The organism is Quatrionicoccus australiensis (genome assembly GCF_020510525.1).
In the GTDB taxonomy this organism is placed as follows: Bacteria; Pseudomonadota; Gammaproteobacteria; order Burkholderiales; family Rhodocyclaceae; genus Azonexus; species Azonexus australiensis_B.
The window spans coordinates 1,034,783-1,051,644 of sequence record NZ_CP075188.1 but is presented as its reverse complement, the minus strand read 5'-3'; the positions used below and the strand labels follow the sequence as shown (position 1 = coordinate 1,051,644).

17 protein-coding genes are annotated in these 16,862 nt (G+C 64.1%); 12 read left to right on the top strand and 5 right to left on the bottom strand.

Annotated features, from left to right (window positions below; all coding sequences use genetic code 11):
- Positions 1–3 precede the first annotated feature (3 nt).
- From KI612_RS05130 to KI612_RS05110, 5 genes are all read left to right on the top strand, one after another.
- Positions 4–1,029: an ABC transporter substrate-binding protein gene (locus KI612_RS05130; protein WP_226442753.1), complete on the top strand. Its 1,026-nt coding sequence runs from the start codon at positions 4–6 to the stop codon at positions 1,027–1,029.
- Entirely contained in the window at positions 1,029–2,057 is a 1,029-nt protein-coding gene (locus KI612_RS05125; protein WP_226442752.1) for a FecCD family ABC transporter permease, read from the top strand. Before KI612_RS05130 ends, KI612_RS05125 begins: the two co-directional genes overlap by 1 nt.
- Complete coding sequence (locus KI612_RS05120; protein ID WP_226442751.1) at positions 2,057–2,839, top strand: ABC transporter ATP-binding protein; 783 nt, start codon at positions 2,057–2,059, stop codon at positions 2,837–2,839. The genes KI612_RS05125 and KI612_RS05120 overlap by 1 nt, the downstream gene beginning before the upstream one ends.
- Positions 2,840–2,950: 111 nt before the next feature.
- Positions 2,951–3,541, top strand: a complete 591-nt coding sequence (locus tag KI612_RS05115) for a globin domain-containing protein (protein WP_226442750.1) — start codon at positions 2,951–2,953, stop codon at positions 3,539–3,541.
- A 17-nt stretch (positions 3,542–3,558) separates the two neighbouring features.
- On the top strand, positions 3,559–3,825 hold the full coding sequence (locus tag KI612_RS05110; RefSeq protein WP_226442749.1) for a hypothetical protein: 267 nt from the start codon (positions 3,559–3,561) through the stop codon (positions 3,823–3,825).
- A gap of 34 nt (positions 3,826–3,859) precedes the next feature.
- Here the strand turns inward: KI612_RS05110 and KI612_RS05105 are convergent, their stop codons facing one another.
- The 3 genes from KI612_RS05105 to KI612_RS05095 all read right to left on the bottom strand — a co-directional run bounded on the left by KI612_RS05105 (position 3,860) and on the right by KI612_RS05095 (position 7,961).
- Positions 3,860–6,499, bottom strand: coding sequence for an ATP-binding protein (locus KI612_RS05105; protein WP_226442748.1), 2,640 nt, complete (start codon positions 6,497–6,499; stop codon positions 3,860–3,862).
- Positions 6,500–6,504: 5 nt separating this feature from the next.
- Positions 6,505–7,365 carry a phosphate/phosphite/phosphonate ABC transporter substrate-binding protein gene (locus KI612_RS05100; RefSeq protein ID WP_226442747.1) on the bottom strand — a complete coding sequence of 287 codons (861 nt, stop codon included), beginning with the start codon at positions 7,363–7,365 and terminating at the stop codon, positions 6,505–6,507.
- Between the two features lie 167 nt (positions 7,366–7,532).
- Positions 7,533–7,961 carry a TOBE domain-containing protein gene (locus tag KI612_RS05095; protein WP_226442746.1) on the bottom strand — a complete coding sequence of 143 codons (429 nt, stop codon included), beginning with the start codon at positions 7,959–7,961 and terminating at the stop codon, positions 7,533–7,535.
- A gap of 191 nt (positions 7,962–8,152) precedes the next feature.
- Here KI612_RS05095 and KI612_RS05090 point away from each other — a divergent pair, with 191 nt between their 5' ends.
- The 7 genes from KI612_RS05090 to KI612_RS05060 all read left to right on the top strand — a co-directional run bounded on the left by KI612_RS05090 (position 8,153) and on the right by KI612_RS05060 (position 14,236).
- On the top strand, positions 8,153–8,971 hold the full coding sequence (locus tag KI612_RS05090; RefSeq protein ID WP_226442745.1) for a TOBE domain-containing protein: 819 nt from the start codon (positions 8,153–8,155) through the stop codon (positions 8,969–8,971).
- 234 nt (positions 8,972–9,205) lie between these two features.
- Positions 9,206–9,952, top strand: coding sequence for a molybdate ABC transporter substrate-binding protein (gene modA, locus KI612_RS05085; RefSeq protein WP_226442744.1), 747 nt, complete (start codon positions 9,206–9,208; stop codon positions 9,950–9,952).
- 14 nt (positions 9,953–9,966) lie between these two features.
- Positions 9,967–10,809, top strand: a complete 843-nt coding sequence (gene modD / locus KI612_RS05080; RefSeq protein ID WP_226442743.1) for a ModD protein — start codon at positions 9,967–9,969, stop codon at positions 10,807–10,809.
- A gap of 143 nt (positions 10,810–10,952) precedes the next feature.
- Positions 10,953–11,345 (top strand): NifB/NifX family molybdenum-iron cluster-binding protein, encoded by a 393-nt coding sequence (locus KI612_RS05075; RefSeq protein ID WP_226442742.1) that lies wholly within the window; start codon positions 10,953–10,955, stop codon positions 11,343–11,345.
- Positions 11,346–11,357: 12 nt separating this feature from the next.
- Positions 11,358–12,032, top strand: coding sequence for a molybdate ABC transporter permease subunit (modB, locus tag KI612_RS05070; RefSeq protein WP_226442741.1), 675 nt, complete (start codon positions 11,358–11,360; stop codon positions 12,030–12,032).
- Positions 12,029–13,108: a molybdenum ABC transporter ATP-binding protein gene (gene modC, locus KI612_RS05065; RefSeq protein ID WP_226442740.1), complete on the top strand. Its 1,080-nt coding sequence runs from the start codon at positions 12,029–12,031 to the stop codon at positions 13,106–13,108. The genes modB and modC overlap by 4 nt, the downstream gene beginning before the upstream one ends.
- 165 nt (positions 13,109–13,273) lie before the next feature.
- A complete protein-coding gene (locus tag KI612_RS05060) occupies positions 13,274–14,236 on the top strand; it encodes a hypothetical protein (RefSeq protein ID WP_226442739.1) in 963 nt (320 codons plus the stop codon).
- Positions 14,237–14,261: 25 nt separating this feature from the next.
- On the opposite strand, the gene KI612_RS05055 is transcribed toward KI612_RS05060, so the two are convergent.
- Together KI612_RS05055 and KI612_RS05050 are read right to left on the bottom strand one after the other, a co-directional pair.
- Entirely contained in the window at positions 14,262–15,998 is a 1,737-nt protein-coding gene (locus tag KI612_RS05055) for a bifunctional protein-serine/threonine kinase/phosphatase (RefSeq protein ID WP_226442738.1), read from the bottom strand.
- 23 nt (positions 15,999–16,021) lie between these two features.
- Positions 16,022–16,834, bottom strand: coding sequence for a formate/nitrite transporter family protein (locus tag KI612_RS05050; protein ID WP_226442737.1), 813 nt, complete (start codon positions 16,832–16,834; stop codon positions 16,022–16,024).
- Positions 16,835–16,862 lie beyond the last annotated feature (28 nt).

Sequence of the window (16,862 nt, the reverse complement as noted above, 5' to 3'; positions counted from 1 at the left end):
AGCATGCGAAAAATCCTCCTGCTTCTCGCCGGCCTCTGCCTCGCGCAATTCGCCGGCGCCCGCGAAATCACCGACATGGCCGGCCGCAAGGTCAATGTGCCGGACAAGATCGAACGCGTCTTCGGCTCGGCGCCACCGCTCAACGTGCTGCTCCACGCCGTGGCGCCGGAAACCATGCTCGGCCTGAGCTTTCCGGTCAACGATGAAAACCGGGCATTTTTCCCGCCGCGCCTGCAGACGCTGCCGGTGGTCGGCGGCATTTTCGGCATGGGGCAGCAGATGAATGCCGAAACCATCCTCGCCCTGAAGCCGGACATCGCGCTCGCCTGGAAGAGCCCCTTCATCGACCAGGCGAAGATCGAGGGCGCCTTTGCCAAGATCGGCGTGCCGGTCGTTTTCATCCAGCTCGACGTCCTCGCCGACTGGCCGGCTGCGCTGCGCTACACCGGTCAACTGCTCGGCCACGCGAAAAATGCCGAAGCCCAGGCGCAATACATCGAACAACGCCTGGCCAAGGTCAGCAAGGTCGTCACCGCCATTCCCGAAAACAAGCGCGTCAAGGTCTATTACGCCGAAGGCCCGGACGGCCTGGCCACCGACTGCCACCGCTCCTTCCATACCGAAGCCATCGAACTGGCCGGCGGCTACAACGTCTATCGCTGCGAACCCAAGGACCACATGGGCATGGAGCGAATCAGCCTGGAACAGGTGCTGGCCTTTGCGCCGGAAGTCATCGTCACCCAGGAAAAGGGCTTTGCCGCGGCGGTGCTTGGCGAGCCGCGCTGGCAGGGCGTGCCGGCGGTCAAGGCCGGCCGCATCTACGTCGTGCCGCGCTGGCCGCACAACTGGGTGGACCGCCCGCCGTCGATGATGCGCGTGCTCGGCGTGCAATGGCTGGCCAGTTTGTTCTATCCCAAGGCCTATCCGCTCGACCTGCGCCGCGAGACGCGCGAGTTCTACCAGCTCTTCCTCGGCACCCAGCCGACGGATGCCCAACTCGACAGCCTGCTCCCGCCCGTCCGCCACTGATGCCCGCTCCGTACCGTCTGCCCCGCCTGGCGCTGCTGCCGTTTCTGGTCGTGCTGCTGGCCGGGGCCATGCTTCTCTCCCTCGCGCTTGGGCGTTATCCGCTGCCTCCGCTGGAGGTGGCGGACTTTTTTCTCGCCCGGCTCGGGCTCAGCGAACTGGCGCCGGAACGCCAGGCCTTGTTGCATAACCTGATCATCGATATCCGCCTGCCGCGCGTGCTTGCTGCCGTGCTGGTCGGTGCCGCGCTGGCGATCTCGGGCGCCGCCTTCCAGGCAGTGTTCCGCAACCCGCTCGTCTCGCCCGGCCTGCTCGGCGTGCTGGCCGGGGCGGCAAGCGGTGCGGCGCTCGGTCTGGTCTTTTCCGGCAACTGGTGGGTGATGCAGCTCGCCGCCTTCGCCATGGGCGTGCTCGCCGTCGCCATCGGCGTCGGCATCGGCGCGCTGTTCGGCGGCAGCATGGTCATGCTGGTGCTCGGCGGCATCATCAGCGGCGCGCTGTTTACGGCCGTCCTGTCGCTGGTCAAGTACGTCGCCGATCCCTACAACCAGTTGCCGGCCATCGTCTATTGGCTGATGGGCAGCCTGGCCAGCGCCGAATTGAAGGATGTCGCGCGCCTTGCCCCGGCCATGCTGGTCGGCATCGTCGTGCTCGGCGGCCTCGGCCGGACGCTCGATGCGCTGGCGATGGGCGACGAGGAAGCGCAAACCCTGGGCATCCCGGTCAAGACGGTGCGCTATGCGGTGATCGGCGCGGCGACGATGATTTCGGCGCTGACCGTGTCGCTGGCCGGGATGATCGGCTGGGTCGGCCTGCTCGTGCCGCATGTCGCCCGCCTCCTGAGTGGCCCCGGCAATGCCCGCCTGCTGCCGGCCAGCGCCTGCCTGGGCGGCATCTTCCTGCTGCTCGCCGACGGCATTGCGCGCAATCTCGGCAGCACCGAAGTGCCGATCGGCATCGTCACCGAACTGCTCGGCATCCCGGCCTTCCTGCTGGTTTTGCATCGCGCCCGGCGCGGCTGGGTCGGCTGATGCAGCTCGCCGTCCGCAACCTGCATTTTTCCTACCGCCGGCGCCCGGTGCTGCGCGGCATCGACTTCGACCTGGCGCCCGGCGAAGTGATCTCCCTGCTCGGCGCCAACGGTGCCGGCAAGAGCACGCTGCTGCGCCTGCTGCTCGGCTTGCTGCCGCCCGAACGCGGCACGGTTTTGCTCGAAAACCGGACGTTGACCGCCTGGCGCCGGCGCGAGCTGGCCCGCCACCTGGCCTATGTGCCGCAGGTGCATGTCACGCCTTTTCCCTATTCGGTGCGCGACATCGTGCTGCTCGGTCGACTGCCCGGCGGCAGCCTTTTTCGCGCGCCGAACGCAGCCGACCATGCCGCCGTCGCTGCCGTGCTCGAACGCCTGGCCATCGCGCATCTGGCCGAACGGCCGTATACCGAAATCTCCGGCGGCGAACGCCAGCTCTGCCTGATCGGCCGCGCGCTGGCCCAGGGCGCCCGCCTGCTGATCATGGACGAGCCGGCGACCGGCCTCGACTACGGCCACCAGCTCCGCCTGCTCGAGCGGCTTGGCCAGCTGGCCGGCGAAGGCTACGGCATCCTGATGACCACGCATCACCCGGAACACGCGCTGATCGCCTCGAGCCGCGTCCTGCTCCTGCGCGACGGCCGCATCGCCGCCGACGGCCCGCCGCAGCAGGTGGTCACCGCCGCCGCCATCGAAAGCCTGTACGGCGTGCCGGTCGCCGTGCTGCACGACCACGCCGGCCAGTGCATCGCCTTTCGGCCGCAGGCCGCGGGCGGCGCATGAACACGGTGGCAGCGCACGCCACCGGCTTGCCCGCCCGGACAAGGCAGCGCAACGCCGCCAACACATTTTTGCCTTTTTTCAACCGTCGACCGTCCAGCCAGGAGAACCACCATGTGTCAGTCAACCACACCCGTCGTTCCGCAAAACCCGCCCGCCCACGTTTGCGGCTGTGGCGGCCATGCTCACAACAGCACGCCGGAGGTCGGCCGCCGGGTGCCGGCCAGCCATGAAATGAAAATGCCGGAAGTGCCCTTTCCCTCGCCGCGCGTGCTCGCCGTCGCCGGCGCCGAACGCCTGCGCGAACTGGTCCGGCACCACCACGGCCTGCTCCGGCAGAGCGCCATCGGCCACCTGTTTGCCGCCGACGATGCCGAATTCGCGGCCCTGGTCGAGCGCATCGCCGATTACGTCGTCGAAATCTGCGGCGGCCCCGCGCTGTTCTCGCCGGCCAACGGCAACACCTGCATGCGTACCCGGCATTTCCCGTTCAGCATCGACGAGCGCGGCCGCGAGATCTGGCTGGAGAAGCTCTACCAGGCGATCGTCGAGACCGGCTTTCCGGAAGAACTGCGCGAGGAGTACTGGGCCTGGATGGAGCCGTTCACGGTGCGCATGATCAATCGGCGCACGACCAAGGCGCAGCCGGTGCACCTGCCCTACGCCCTGGCCCGGACCCGCTACGCCGGCTTGCCGACGCTGTAGGGCCGGGGACAATGGCAATGCATTTACGCCACTTTTCCCGCGCGCTGAGCCTGTTGCTCGGCCTCGTAGCGGTCGACGCCGCCGCCGGGGCAAAAACCGCGGCACATCCGGGCGCTGAAGTCCGCGTCGCGGTCGTCGGTGGACTCGTCCTCTCCGGCATCTGGCCGACAGCGCACGACGCAAGCGGGCACACCGCCTGGCCGAATATCTGCTCGGCCGGAACGGCCAGGCCGAGCTGGTCAGCGTCAGCCGGGCCGCCGGCGCCCCCAGGGTGTTTTCGTTGACTGCGGAAAACAGAGCGGCCGGCGGCCGCCCGGCTCAATCGGCAGGCTCTTCCACCGCCGATTGCGCGGCGTGCGATGCGCCATCACTGTGCCGGCCAAGTTCGCGCAGGGTTTGTTGCGCCCCTTCAAAGTCGAACAACCTGATCTGGCGCAGGAAAGCGTCGTAGCGCGCCCCCAGCGCATGGCGCAATTGCAGCGCGTAGGCGTCGAGCAGGCCGAGGCAGCTCATTTCACCCGCCATCAGCAAATCATCGAGTTCCTGCAGGACGCGCGGCGGAATCGTCTGCTCCGACACGAGGAAGCTGTCTTTCACTGCCGCGGATGAGCGCCCCAGGCCCGCCGCCAGGATATCCAGCTGCCGGCGCACGACTTCCATTTCCCGGTGTATCTCGTCGCGTTGCGCGACGATGTCACAGCCCGGACGCAGCATGGCTTCCAGACTGCGTGCACATGCCGCCAGATGATCGGCGCCCAGCGTTGCAGCGGCGCCCTTCAGCGAATGCGCATGGCGCTGCGCGCTGACCTGATCGCCTTCGGCCAGGCTGGCGGCGACCAGGGCCATGTCATTGACGTGTCCTTCGACAAAGCGTCCGAGCAGGTCGAGATAGCGCCCGGTCTTGCCGCGCACGACCTTCAGGCCGCGCTCGATGTCGAGATCCGGCAGGCGTCGCGCCACTGCGCGCAAGGCGGCCTCATCACCGATATCCGGCAGCACCGGCAGAATCACGCCAGCGGCCGGTTCGGCGCCCCCGGCCCGCGTTGGCAGCCATTTCAGCAAGGCTTCGTACAGGGTCTGCGGATCAACCGGCTTGGCGATGAAGTCGCTCATGCCTGCCGCCGCACAAGCGCGGCGGTCTTCGTCGAACGCATTGGCGGTCATCGCCAGAATCGGCGCCCGATTGAACGTCGGCAGGGCACGGATGCTGCGCGCCGCTTCCAGACCGTCCATGTTGGGCATCTGGATGTCCATCAGGATCAGGTCGTAGGCGTTGTTGCGGGCCCGCTCCAGGGCGAGCAGACCGTCCTCGGCGGTATCGACCACCAGACCGACGCCGTGCAGCAGCTCGAGAGCCACCTCGCTGTTGATCGCATTGTCTTCGGCGAGCAGGAGCCGGGCGCCGGCATGCCGCTTGCGCAGTTCGACTTCGAGGTTGCGGGCATCGCTTTCAGCGACTTCGGCCACGGCATGCGTCTGGACGCGCTGCAGGCGTACCGTGAACCAGAAGGTACTGCCCTTGCCCGGCTCGCTCTCGGCGCCGACTTCACCACCCATCAGTTCGGCCAGGCGCCGGGTGATCGCCAGGCCGAGCCCGGTACCGCCATATTTGCGCGTGGTCGAGGCATCGGCCTGTTCGAAGACGACAAACAGTTTTTCCAGCTTGTCGGGCGCAATGCCGATGCCGGTATCGACAATCTCGAAACGCAGCAACACGTCGTCACCCTGCTCTTCCAGCAATTGCGCACGCAGGCTGACCACCCCTTGCTCGGTGAATTTGACGGCATTGCCGGCGTAGTTGAGCAATGCCTGGCGCAAACGCGTCTGGTCGCCACGCACCCATTTCGGCAGGTGGTCGTAGTCGATCTCGAGATGCAGCCCCTTGGCCTGTGCCGCTTCAAAAACCATGGAGCGGACATGATCGAGCACCGCTCCCGGGGAAAACTCGTCGTCAATCAGTTGCAGCTTGCCCGATTCGATCTTGGAGAGATCGAGAATGTCGTTGATGATCGACAGCAGGTGGCGGGCGGCGCTGCCGATCTTGGCCAGACGCGATGCCTGCTCCGCCGTGGCGCCGACCCGCAGCAGGTGGGTCAGACCGATGATGGCATTCATCGGCGTGCGGATTTCATGACTCATGTTGGCGACGAAGGTGCTTTTCGCCTGGCTGGCTGCCACCGCCATATCGCGGGCGCCCTGCAACTCTGCGGTACGCTGCTCGACCAGCAGTTCGAGATGCTGGCGATGTTCGCGCAATTCGTTTTCGGCTTTCTGCCGCTCGCGGATTTCACCGAGCAGTTCATCGTGATAAGCCTGCAGGTCGCGCCGCATCGCCGAAAAGCTTTCGATGGTGTCGCCGACTTCATCTCCCTTGCCGACCGGCAGCGGCACGTCGAAGCGGCGCTGCGCAAGCGCCTTGGCGGCACCGGACAAGCGCTGCATCGGCCGCACGACCACGGTTTCGACCATGATCACCCAGATCACGCCGAGCAGCAGGACAGTCCCGACCAGCAGCATGGCGAGGCGCTGATGTTGCTGGTAACGTTTTTCCAGCCAGCGAGACAGATCAACCCGCACATGCAGGTGTCCGACCGGCCGCCCCAGGTAAGCGATGTCCTTTTCCAGTGTCTGCACCTGCTGCGCCTCCGCTTGCGGCAGATCAACACCGGTGCGCGGCGGATACAACTGTTGCCCGCGCTCGTTGCGCAGCACGATGCGCTGCCACTGCGGGTTCTTCTTTCGCAGCTCATCCAGGTTGGCATTGATCGTGTCGAGCTGGCTGGACATCATCAGCGGGATCAGACCTTCAATGACGCTGTCCAGGTGATGATCGGTCTCTTCGAGATACTCTGTCTTCTGCGTTTCCAGATAGCCGGGAATCCAGACCAGATGCAGGAAGAGCAAGGTGGCCAGACTGGCCAGCACGAGCGGCAGCAACAATCTCCAGCGTAGCGACATGGCGTTTATTTCCGGGCCGGAACCCAATAGGTTTCAAGGCCCCACTTGCGCATGACGAGAAAATCATCAAGTGAAGTCGTGACCGGTACGTGCATCGGTACCTCTTCCCACAAGGCCTTGCCGGCCGGCGTCGCCGCCATGTCGAGAATGGCCTTGCGCAGCCGCTCGCGCACTTCGGCCGGAATGCGCGGATGCGCCGCCACCGGATGCGAAGGCATGGCACGCGTCGTGTAGAGGATGCGCAAGGCGTTACGAATCCCGGCATCCTGCTCGGAAAACGTCTTTTCGACACCGCCGCCGGCGTCGGTCAGGCCGTTCAGCACATTGAGATAAACCGAACTATGGGTCTGCACATTGACGGCGTTCATCGTCGTATTGAACAGGCGGTTCAGATCAGCCTGCAGCAGCAGACTGGCCCCCAGCGCATTGGGCGAAGGTACGGCCAGCGTCCGCCCGGCCAGATCCTCGACCTTCTGCACCGGGCTGTCGCGGCGCACGACGAGTATTCCGCGCAAGGGCTCACGGTCGTGCACCAGCGGGATGTAGCCCTGGACATCGCTGCTGCGCAGGATGTGATACGGATTGGCATAGACGAAGTCGTAGCTGCCCTTCTCCAGGCCGGCTTCGAATTCCGGCACGGTCAGGGTCACGGCCAGACGGATATCCAGGCCGGTCCGCCGGCTCAGCTCATCGGCAATCGGCTTCCAGATCGCAAAAACCTTGCGCTGCTCGAACTGGGGAACGACACCCAGGGTAAAACTCCTGCCGCTATCCGCCGCTGCCACCCAGGCCGGCAGCAGGCATAACGCGAGGGCCAGGCCGAGTCCCCTGCCACAGCGGCCCATTCGTTCCAGTACTGCAATCATGATCACTCCCGGATATGGCATCAGTCCCCCCGGCCTGATGCGCTCCGTCCAAACTCGACGGCGTGTTCTTGCCTGCGATTCTGGCATTCTCCGGGCAATCCGGCCAGCATTTAAACCGGCACAAAAAAGGCGGCCCGTGGCCGCCTTGCGCGAAAACCCGGCGATTTTCAGGCGGGCACACCGAGAATGACGTGGCTGGCCTTGATCAGGGCAGAAGCGGGAGCCCCTTCCTTGAGGCCCAGTTCGAGCACGGCTTCGTTGGTGACGACGGCAAAAACCGTGCTCCCGCCGGCCAGTTTGACGCCGACTTCGGTATTCACAGCGCCCTTGTGCAGCTCGCTGACCGTACCGGTCAACTGGTTGCGGGCCGAGAATTTCACGTTTTCGACGCCGGCCAGCAGCATGACCCAGGGCGCCTTGACGTAGGCGACGACTTCCTTGCCGACCGCCAGGCCAAGCGACTGGACACTGCCTTCCGTCACGATTGCGACAATCTTGTCGCCACCATCTGTCGTCAACTCGACTTCGGCATTGACCGCACCATCGACCAGGGCGGTGATTTTTCCTTTGAATACATTGCGGGCGCTGACACTCATGCTGCTCTCCTGAATTGGTTGATCCGACTGGCCCGATTTTCGCTATATACAAAACAACTCAACGAATATTGTCGGGTTATCGACACTGTAGGCGCTAGCGTTACACGAATACAACCATAGCGCAGCCGGTATTTTCAGTAAATGGACTTGAGTTATAGTAAGCGCTATATAGACAACGACATCGCGAAATCATGGATACGATACTGCACCGCCTGCGTGGCAAACTGGAAGTCGATACCGAATTCGGCACCTTTCTCGGCGATACCCGAATTCGCCTGCTTGAGGCAGTCGACCGGCACGGCTCGATCTCGCAGGCAGCAAAAGCCGTGCCGCTTTCCTACAAGGCGGCCTGGGATGCGATCGACGCCATGAACAACCTGGCCGACCAGCCGCTGGTGCTGCGCTCGACCGGCGGCAAGAACGGCGGCGGCACGCAGCTCACCGAGTACGGCAAAAAGGTGATCGCCCTCTACCGCGCCCTCGAAGCCGAATACCAGGCCGCGCTCGACCGCCTGACGGCAAGCATGAACGACGGCGAAGCCAGCGACTTCAAGCAGTTCAGCAAACTGCTCAAGCGCATGTCGATGAAGACCAGCGCGCGCAACCAGTTTGCCGGCCATATCGTCGGCCTGCGCGAGGGCGATGTCGATTACGAAGTGCGCCTCAAGCTCGACGAAGAAAACGAAATCGTCGCCGTGATCACCGGCGAATCGGCCGAAACCATGGGCCTCTCGATCGGCATGGAGCTCAACGCGCTGGTCAAGTCGTCGTCGGTGCTGCTGCTCAACGACATGAGCGTCAAGACCAGCGCCCGCAACCACCTGTGGGGTGAAATCACGCGCATCCACGACGGCCCGGTCAATGCCGAAATCACGCTGACCATGAAGAGCGGCAAGTCGGTCTGCGCCGTCGTCACCCACGACAGCGTCGAGCGCCTCGGCCTCGCCGTCGGCGAACAGGCCTGCGCCGTGTTCAAGGCTTCCGCCGTGATTCTCTGCAAATACGCCTGAACGGGAAAAAGCCATGCGCGAACCGCATCCGGATCCTTCGTTCCGACTCCCCACCGGCGCCGGCATTGCGCTGGCGCACGGCTGTGGTGGCGGTTACCGCGTCCGCCCGGCGCAAGCAGCCGAAAGCAGCCCGGCGCCAGGCGTCGCGCCGGCCCCATCCGCCGAAACGGCGGATTCCGGCACACGCCCCTCGCATCTATCTCTCATTGCCAGTCCAACCCCAGGAGAACTTCCATGAAACGCACCCTGCCGCTGATTTTTACCCTTTTTGCGCTGTCGACCGCCCAGGCCGATGAAATCCAGGTCGCCGTCGCCGCCAACTTCACCGGCCCGATGCAGGTCATCAGTGCGCTCTTCGAGCGCGATACCGGCCACAAGGCCAGCCTCGCCTTCGGCGCGACCGGCAAGTTCTACGCCCAGATCAGCAACGGCGCGCCCTTCGAAGTGCTGCTCGCAGCCGACGACGAAACCCCGGCCAGGCTGGTCAAGGAAGGCAATGCCGTCGCCGGCACACCCTTCACCTACGCCATCGGCACGCTGGTGCTGTGGTCGACCGACCCCAAGCTGGTCGACAACAAGGGCGAGATCCTGAAAAAGGGCGGCTTCAAGCACCTCTCCATCGCCAATCCGAAAGCCGCGCCCTACGGTGCTGCCGCCATGCAGACCATGAGCAAGCTGGGCATCGTGGACAAACTGAAGCCGCTCTTCGTGCAGGGCGAAAACATCTCGCAGACGCACCAGTTCGTTTCGACCGGCGCCGCCGAACTCGGCTTCGTCGCCTACTCGCAGGTGATCAAGAACGGTCAGATCGGCAGCGGTTCGGGCTGGATCGTGCCGGGCAGCTTCTATGACCCGATCCGCCAGGATGCGGTGATCCTCGCCAAGGGCAAGGACAAGCCGGCCGCCGTTGCGCTGATGAACTATCTCAAGGGCGACAAGGCCAAGGCCGTGATCAAGTCCTTCGGTTACGAACTGCGCTGAAAGAAACCTCGCCCATGACCCCCTTCCGCCTGCCCGACAGCCAGCTCGAACAACTGCTGCACGACGATGCGCCCAGCGGCGATGCCACCACGCATGCCCTGGCCATCGGTCAACTGCCCGGAAAGATGGTTTTTCGCGCCCGTTACGAGATGGTCGTCTGCGGCAGCGAAGAGGCGCAGCGTCTGGGCGAGCTGCGCGGCCTGCAGGTGGTGGGCGGGGTCGTCGCGAGCGGCACGCGCCTGCCGGCCGGGGCGGAAATCCTGACGCTGACAGGTGACGCCGCCGCCCTGCACGTCGTCTGGAAAACCGCGCAGACGCTGATGGAATACCTCTCAGGTATCGCCAGCAGCGCTGCCGACATCGTCACCGCCGCGCGCCAGGCCGACCCGGCAGCCAGCGTCGTGTGCACGCGCAAGAACTTCCCCGGCACCAAGCAGGCGGCGATGAAGGCCGTGCTCTGCGCCGGCGCCAGTCCGCATCGCCTGAGCCTGTCCGAAACCCTGCTCGTCTTCGCCGAACACCGCGCCTTTCTCGGCGCCGAAACGCCGGCCGAGAGCCTCGCCCGCCTGCGCCGGCAATGGCCGGAACGCGCCCTAGTCGTCGAGGTGGCCGACGAAGCCGAAGCGCTGAACTGGGCCGCGGCCGGCGCCGACATCCTGCAACTGGAAAAATGGTCGCCGGCAGCGGTCGACCGCCTGCACCGGCAAATTCCCGCCACCCGCCTGGCCGCGGCCGGCGGCGTCAATGCCGGCAATGCCGCGGCCTACGTGCAGGCCGGCGCCCTGATCCTGGTCAGCAGCGCGCCCTATTTCGCCGCGCCGCGCGACGTCGCGGTGAGCATCACGCCGCTCGCCTGAGGCGCGAGACGCCCACCCATGCGCCAAGCCCAAGCGCATTTCCTTCCGGACGCCGCCCGGCAGCTTCGCTATCATGCGAATGTTCCGGTCGCTGTTGCGCACTGCCTAGCGACCTCGCCAACCGATCTGCCGAGGCTATCCCCATGAAAATCGCCATCGCCACCAAGGATTTCAGCAAAGTCAGCGGTCACGCCGGACAAGCCCGGCAATGGCTGCTCTATGATCTGACCGAACATCGCTCCAACCAGTTGCTGCCGGCGCCGCAATTCGTCGACCTGAGCAAGGAGCAGATCCTGCACACTTTCGAGGACAAGGAACCGCACCCGCTCGACGGCGTCGATATCGTCGTCGCCGCCAGTGCCGGCGACGGTTTCATCCGCCACATGAAGCTGCGCGGCACCGAAGTGCTGCTCACCGGCGAAGAAGACCCGACCATGGCAATCAGCCGCATCCTGGCCGGCGAAGCCCTGCCCGATACGCGCTTCGACATCACCACGACGCTGTGCAAGGTGCGCGACCTGTTTTCCCGACACTGAACCTGACTGAACATGGAAAGTTCCGATCTCGGCGCCGTCTGGCTGACCCTCAAACTGGCAACGGTCGTCACCGCGCTGCTGCTGGTGATCGGCACGCCGATCGCCTGGTGGCTGGCGCGCACGCGCTCGAACTTCAAGGGCATTGTCGGCGCCGTCGTCGCCCTGCCGCTGGTCCTGCCGCCCACCGTACTCGGCTTCTACCTGCTCGTCGTGATGGGGCCGCACGGACCGATCGGCCAACTCACCGAACAGCTCGGCCTCGGCCTGCTGCCCTTCACCTTTCCCGGCTTGGTCATCGCCTCCGTTTTCTATTCGCTGCCCTTTGTCGTACAGCCGATCCAGAATGCCTTCGAGGCAATCGGTGATCGCCCGCTCGAAGTTGCCGCGACGCTGCGCGCCAGCCCGTGGGATGCCTTCTGGTCGGTCGCCGTGCCGCTCGCCCGGCCCGGCTTCCTGTCCGGCGCCATTCTCGGCTTTGCCCATACGGTCGGCGAATTCGGCATCGTGCTGATGATAGGCGGCAACATTCCCGATAAAACCCGCGTCGTCTCGGTCCAGATCTACGACCACGTCGAGGCGATGGAATATACCCAGGCGCACTGGCTGGCCGGCGGCATGGTGCTGTTCAGCTTCATGGTCCTGCTCGGCCTGTACACCTTCAACCCGGCGCGGAGGAAAGCCCTGTGAGCGGCGAAATCACCGCCCGTTTTCATGTCGACCGCCAGGACTTCGTGCTCGACGTCGATCTGCGCCTGCCGGGCAGCGGCGTCAGCGCCCTGTTCGGCCATTCCGGCTCGGGCAAGACGACCTGCCTGCGCGCCATGGCCGGCCTTGAACGCGCGCCGCAGGGCTATTTCGCGATCGGCGACGAGGTCTGGCAGGACGAAGCGCGCGGCCATTTCGTGCCGCCGCACCAGCGCGCCCTCGGTTTCGTCTTCCAGGAAGCCAGCCTGTTCCCGCATCTCTCGGTGCGCCGCAATATGGAATTCGGGCAAAAACGCGCGTCGACCGCTCAGGACGGCCTCGCCCTGCCCGCCGTCAGCGAGTTGCTCGGCATCGGCCACCTGCTCGAACGCATGCCCGGCCAGCTCTCCGGCGGCGAACGCCAGCGCGTCGCCATTGCCCGCGCCCTGCTCGCCGCACCGAAAATCCTGCTGATGGACGAGCCGCTCGCCGCGCTCGACCTGAAGCGCAAGCAGGAAATCCTGCCCTATCTCGAACGCCTGCATCAGGAACTGGCGCTGCCGGTGATCTATGTCAGCCATGCGCCGGACGAAGTCGCCCGCCTGGCCGATCATCTCGTCCTGCTCGACCAGGGCCGGATGGTGGCGAGCGGCCCGCTCAACGAGGTGCTGGCCCGCCTCGACCTGCCGGAGGCTTTTGCTGACGATGCCGGCGTCGTCATCCAGACCCGTGTCGCCGAACACGAAGCCGACGATCTGACCCGCCTCGAATTCGCCGGCGGCGAAATCTACGTCTCGCGCCGCAGCGAAGCGGTCGGCACGCCGCTGCGCTGCCGCATCCACGCCCGCGACGTCAGCCTGACGCTGCTGCCGCAGGTGCAAAGCAGCATCCTGAACTGCGTTGCGGCCAGCGTCGTCGACCTGGCGCCCACCGAGACGCCGGGACATGTCCTGGTCCGCCTCGATGTCGGCAACACCCCCTTGCTCGCCCGCATTACCCGACGTTCGGCGGAACGTCTGGCGATCCAGCCGGGTCTAAACCTGCGCGCCCAGATCAAAGCCGTCGCACTCCTCGGTTAGAATGTCGCCCGAAGCGGGGGCACCACGCACCGAAAAGAGGCGAGTTTCACCCCGGAAGCTTTTTCCAAACGCCGATTTTTCCATCAAATTCAGCAACTTGGGGTTTCATCCCGAGGCGCATGTTTATTGCTTGATGGCTAATCCGTTGACCGACAGCGACCCAACATGAACAACGTGCATCATCTGCAACACAGTCAGACGCCCGAAGAAAACCCGCCGGAGGGCACGCGCCGCCTGATCGACGGCGAAGAGCGCGTGCTCTACGACGGTTACTGGATCAAGACCTACGAGGTCCCGGCCGACACGCTGGAAGCCAAGAAGCGCCTGATCGAGGCGCTCACCCGCCGCCTCTTCAACCACACCGAACACGGCCTCAACATCCCCGGCACGCGCCTGGCCGAGGCCCGCGCCAGCCACGAGGCGGAAACCGACCCGGCCAAGAAGCGGGTCAAGGCGGCGATGCTGGCCGGCGCGCTGTTCAACCGGGCGACCGACATCTTCCGCAAACTGGTCGAACTGCAATCCTGCGGCATCGAGATCCGCAGCGACGACGCCCTGATGCGCGAATGCGGCCAGTGCCTGCTGAGCGCCATGGAACTCGGCCACTGCGTGCGCCACCGCAGCGGCGACGAAGGTATCGACGAGTTGTGGGGCGAACCCTTCCGCGCCTTCTCGATCCCGCTCGAGGATTTCTACGAAAGCCGCTACATCAAGATCGGCCAGAGCCTGCGCGACATCGACAAGATCGCCAACGCGATGATTGCCTGCTTTGCCCAGATCCCGGTGTTTGCCGGCATCGAAGCGCCGATCCGCGACTTTGCCAAAGCCGCCAGGCTGAAAACCGAGATCCTGCGCACCGACGGCGACATTTTCGAAGTCTGGTCGGAACTGGTCACCGCCGGCGAGCGCCTGGCCAACTTCACACCGCTCGCCCCGGTCGACGGCAACAAGCCCCTGCACAGCATCACCGACGGCCTGCAACTGCTGCGCAACGGCCGCGACCTGGTGTTCTACATCACCCGCGCCCGTACGCCGATGCCAAAAAGCACGCGCGAACACATCGAACGCTGCGAGACCTACCTCGCCACCGGCCGCGTGCCGCTGATGCCGGTGCCGCTGCCGGTTTGATTGCGCCGCTGAACAGGCGGCAAGCTCAAAATCCTCGGCTGCGCAAAAGCAAAGAAACGATCAAAGCCAAGCCCAGCAAGGCACTCAGGCACTTCCAGAAAAGAACCGGATCGCGCTCAAGCAATGGCTGCCGCCGGGTACGACAAAATTGTGCGCCCGGCGATTCCAGGTCGAAAACCAGTTCGGAAACAGCCTCCTGCCGCCTAGCTGCAGTGACATGCAGCGCCTTGGCGAGCACGCCATCCAACCAGGCCGGCAACTCCGGCCGATGGTGGCGCAAGGAAACATAGCGCAAACGGCGCAAATCCTGGATCTGGCGTACCCGGGCCGCATCCAAACCGTAAGGTAAATGACCGCTCAGCATCCGATAGGTCAGCACGGCCAGCGCGAACAGATCCGACTGCGGTGTTGCCGCGTCGCCGAGCAGACATTCCGGAGCAAGATACTGCAGTGTCCCCGCCGGTAATGCTGACGCATGCCCGCCGCTTCCTTCGATCAAGCCGGCGACTTGAACGCTGGCCAAGTCAATCAATTTGACGGTACCGTGACGGTCGATCATGACGTTTTCCGGACGCAGGTCGCGATGCACCATTTCCCGTCGATGCAAGGCCTGCAGGCCGTTAGCGATCTGTTGCACGATTGCACGCACCGCATCAAGCGAAGGATTTGGGTTGTCAGTCATCCACTGCGCCAGGGTCTGTCCTTCGATATATTCGAGCGCGACATAGAGATGCGTACGCGGCCGGTCGCCAACCCAGGCCTTGACCACGTTCGGGCTATCGACACGGCGGGCGACCCACTCCTCGAGCACGAAGCCGTCGAGATAATCCGGATCTTCGCGCAGGTCGACCGAAGGCGTCTTGAGTACCACTTGCTGCCCGCTCGCCTCATCGATTGCCAGATGCAAATGACTGCGCGAAGTAATCTGCAATTCGCGTACAACGCTAAAGCCCTCAAAGGAGTTGCGCGGTGCCAGGATAGGCGGCAACAGACGGTCCTCGCGACGCAATTGAGCCTGTGGCGTATCATCTTCTGGCAGATCGTCGATACGCAACATTTGCAGCGTAGCATCGTCTTCACTGCCATTTGCCCGAGCCAGGGCAACCAGTTCCTCGGCGGCTGCGTCCAGATTGTCGCCGTGAGCGACAAGCGCCCGGTGGATCTGCGCCGCATCGAGATACTCGTAGGCGCCGTCAGTCGCCAGAATATAGACCTCACCCACCGTCGCTTCCCAACTGCGATAATCAATTTCGACGTGTGGCCCGGTACCGAGCGCACGCGCCAGATAGCTCTCTGCGGCACCGAACCGGATCCGGTGATCCTCGCTCAACTGCTCCAGAGCTTGCGGGTGAAGACGAAAAATCCGCGAATCACCGACATGCAGCAAATGCAGCTGACGCCCCTTGATGACCAGGGCACTGAAGGTACAGACGTAGCCGCGATCCTTATCGAAGCGACCGGCACTCCGCATGGTCTGGCCATGCAGCCAGGCATTGGTCGCCCCCAGCACACACTGCGCCGAACGGCGTACCGTCCAGGCATCAGCGCTTGCATAATAATCGTCGAGAAAAGAGCGAACCGCGGTAGCGCTGGCCAGGTGGCTAACCTCGCTGGAACTGATCCCGTCGGCCAGAGCCAGCACGATACCCTTGCTCGAACACAAATACCCCGAGGGCAACAGTGCACCATGAAAATCCTGGTTCTGTGTGTGTGCGCCGGCCAGCGAATGCTGGCCGATGGTGACACGGAGTAATTTACGCATGGCAGTCCGGTCGACCGGGAAAATCAGGCAATTTTGCGCTTCGGCGCCGTCTTGTAGTGCGTCGAATACAGGGTCGCCCCGACGAAGGTCAGGCCGCCAACCAGGTTGCCGAGCACAGTAGGGATCTCGTTCCAGATCAGGTAGTCCATGAAAGTGAAATTACCGCCGAGCATCAGGCCCGAGGGGAAGAGGTACATGTTCACGATGCTGTGCTCGAAGCCCATGTAAAAGAAGACCAGGATTGGCATCCACATCGCAATCACCTTTCCGGAGACGCTAGTCGACATCATCGCCGCGACCACACCGGTCGACACCATCCAGTTGCACATTACCGCACGTACGAACAAGGTCAGCATGCCGGCAGCACCGAGCGCGGCATAACCGACCGTACGACCTTCGCCAATGTGACCGATCTTCTGGCCAATCGCGTTTGGCGCGCTGGTAAAGCCGTTGGTAAAAATGATTGCCATGAACAACGCAACAGTCAGGGCACCGGCAAAATTACCGGTAAACACCAGCGACCAATTGCGCATCACCCCTCCCCAGCTTGCACCAGGACGCTTGTCGAAAACAGCCAGCGGTGCCAGCGTGAACACACCGGTCAGCAGGTCAAAACCGAGCAGATAGAGCATGCAAAAACCGACCGGAAACAGCAGAGCTCCGATCAGCGGGTTGCCGGTATTGACCGAGACCGAGACGGCGAAGGCTGCGGCAAGCGCGAGAATGGCGCCGGCCATGTAGGCACGAACCAGCGTATCGCGAGTAGACATCAGCAGTTTGGATTCACCAGCGTCAACCATCTTGGTGACGAATTCGGCAGGGGCGAGGTAGGCCATGAGGATTCCTATCGAGAAAAATAAAAAA

What these genes read in the sequence shown, in the direction of transcription:
- KI612_RS05130 (WP_226442753.1), top strand. Translation starts at nt 4, where the DNA reads ATGCGAAAAATCCTCCTGCTTCTCGCCGGCCTCTGCCTCGCGCAATTC.
- KI612_RS05125 (WP_226442752.1), top strand. Translation starts at nt 1,029, where the DNA reads ATGCCCGCTCCGTACCGTCTGCCCCGCCTGGCGCTGCTGCCGTTTCTG.
- KI612_RS05120 (WP_226442751.1), top strand. Translation starts at nt 2,057, where the DNA reads ATGCAGCTCGCCGTCCGCAACCTGCATTTTTCCTACCGCCGGCGCCCG.
- KI612_RS05115 (WP_226442750.1), top strand. Translation starts at nt 2,951, where the DNA reads ATGTGTCAGTCAACCACACCCGTCGTTCCGCAAAACCCGCCCGCCCAC.
- KI612_RS05110 (WP_226442749.1), top strand. Translation starts at nt 3,559, where the DNA reads ATGCATTTACGCCACTTTTCCCGCGCGCTGAGCCTGTTGCTCGGCCTC.
- KI612_RS05105 (WP_226442748.1), bottom strand. Translation starts at nt 6,499, where the DNA reads ATGTCGCTACGCTGGAGATTGTTGCTGCCGCTCGTGCTGGCCAGTCTG.
- KI612_RS05100 (WP_226442747.1), bottom strand. Translation starts at nt 7,365, where the DNA reads ATGATTGCAGTACTGGAACGAATGGGCCGCTGTGGCAGGGGACTCGGC.
- KI612_RS05095 (WP_226442746.1), bottom strand. Translation starts at nt 7,961, where the DNA reads ATGAGTGTCAGCGCCCGCAATGTATTCAAAGGAAAAATCACCGCCCTG.
- KI612_RS05090 (WP_226442745.1), top strand. Translation starts at nt 8,153, where the DNA reads ATGGATACGATACTGCACCGCCTGCGTGGCAAACTGGAAGTCGATACC.
- modA (WP_226442744.1), top strand. Translation starts at nt 9,206, where the DNA reads ATGAAACGCACCCTGCCGCTGATTTTTACCCTTTTTGCGCTGTCGACC.
- modD (WP_226442743.1), top strand. Translation starts at nt 9,967, where the DNA reads ATGACCCCCTTCCGCCTGCCCGACAGCCAGCTCGAACAACTGCTGCAC.
- KI612_RS05075 (WP_226442742.1), top strand. Translation starts at nt 10,953, where the DNA reads ATGAAAATCGCCATCGCCACCAAGGATTTCAGCAAAGTCAGCGGTCAC.
- modB (WP_226442741.1), top strand. Translation starts at nt 11,358, where the DNA reads ATGGAAAGTTCCGATCTCGGCGCCGTCTGGCTGACCCTCAAACTGGCA.
- KI612_RS05060 (WP_226442739.1), top strand. Translation starts at nt 13,274, where the DNA reads ATGAACAACGTGCATCATCTGCAACACAGTCAGACGCCCGAAGAAAAC.
- KI612_RS05055 (WP_226442738.1), bottom strand. Translation starts at nt 15,998, where the DNA reads ATGCGTAAATTACTCCGTGTCACCATCGGCCAGCATTCGCTGGCCGGC.
- KI612_RS05050 (WP_226442737.1), bottom strand. Translation starts at nt 16,834, where the DNA reads ATGGCCTACCTCGCCCCTGCCGAATTCGTCACCAAGATGGTTGACGCT.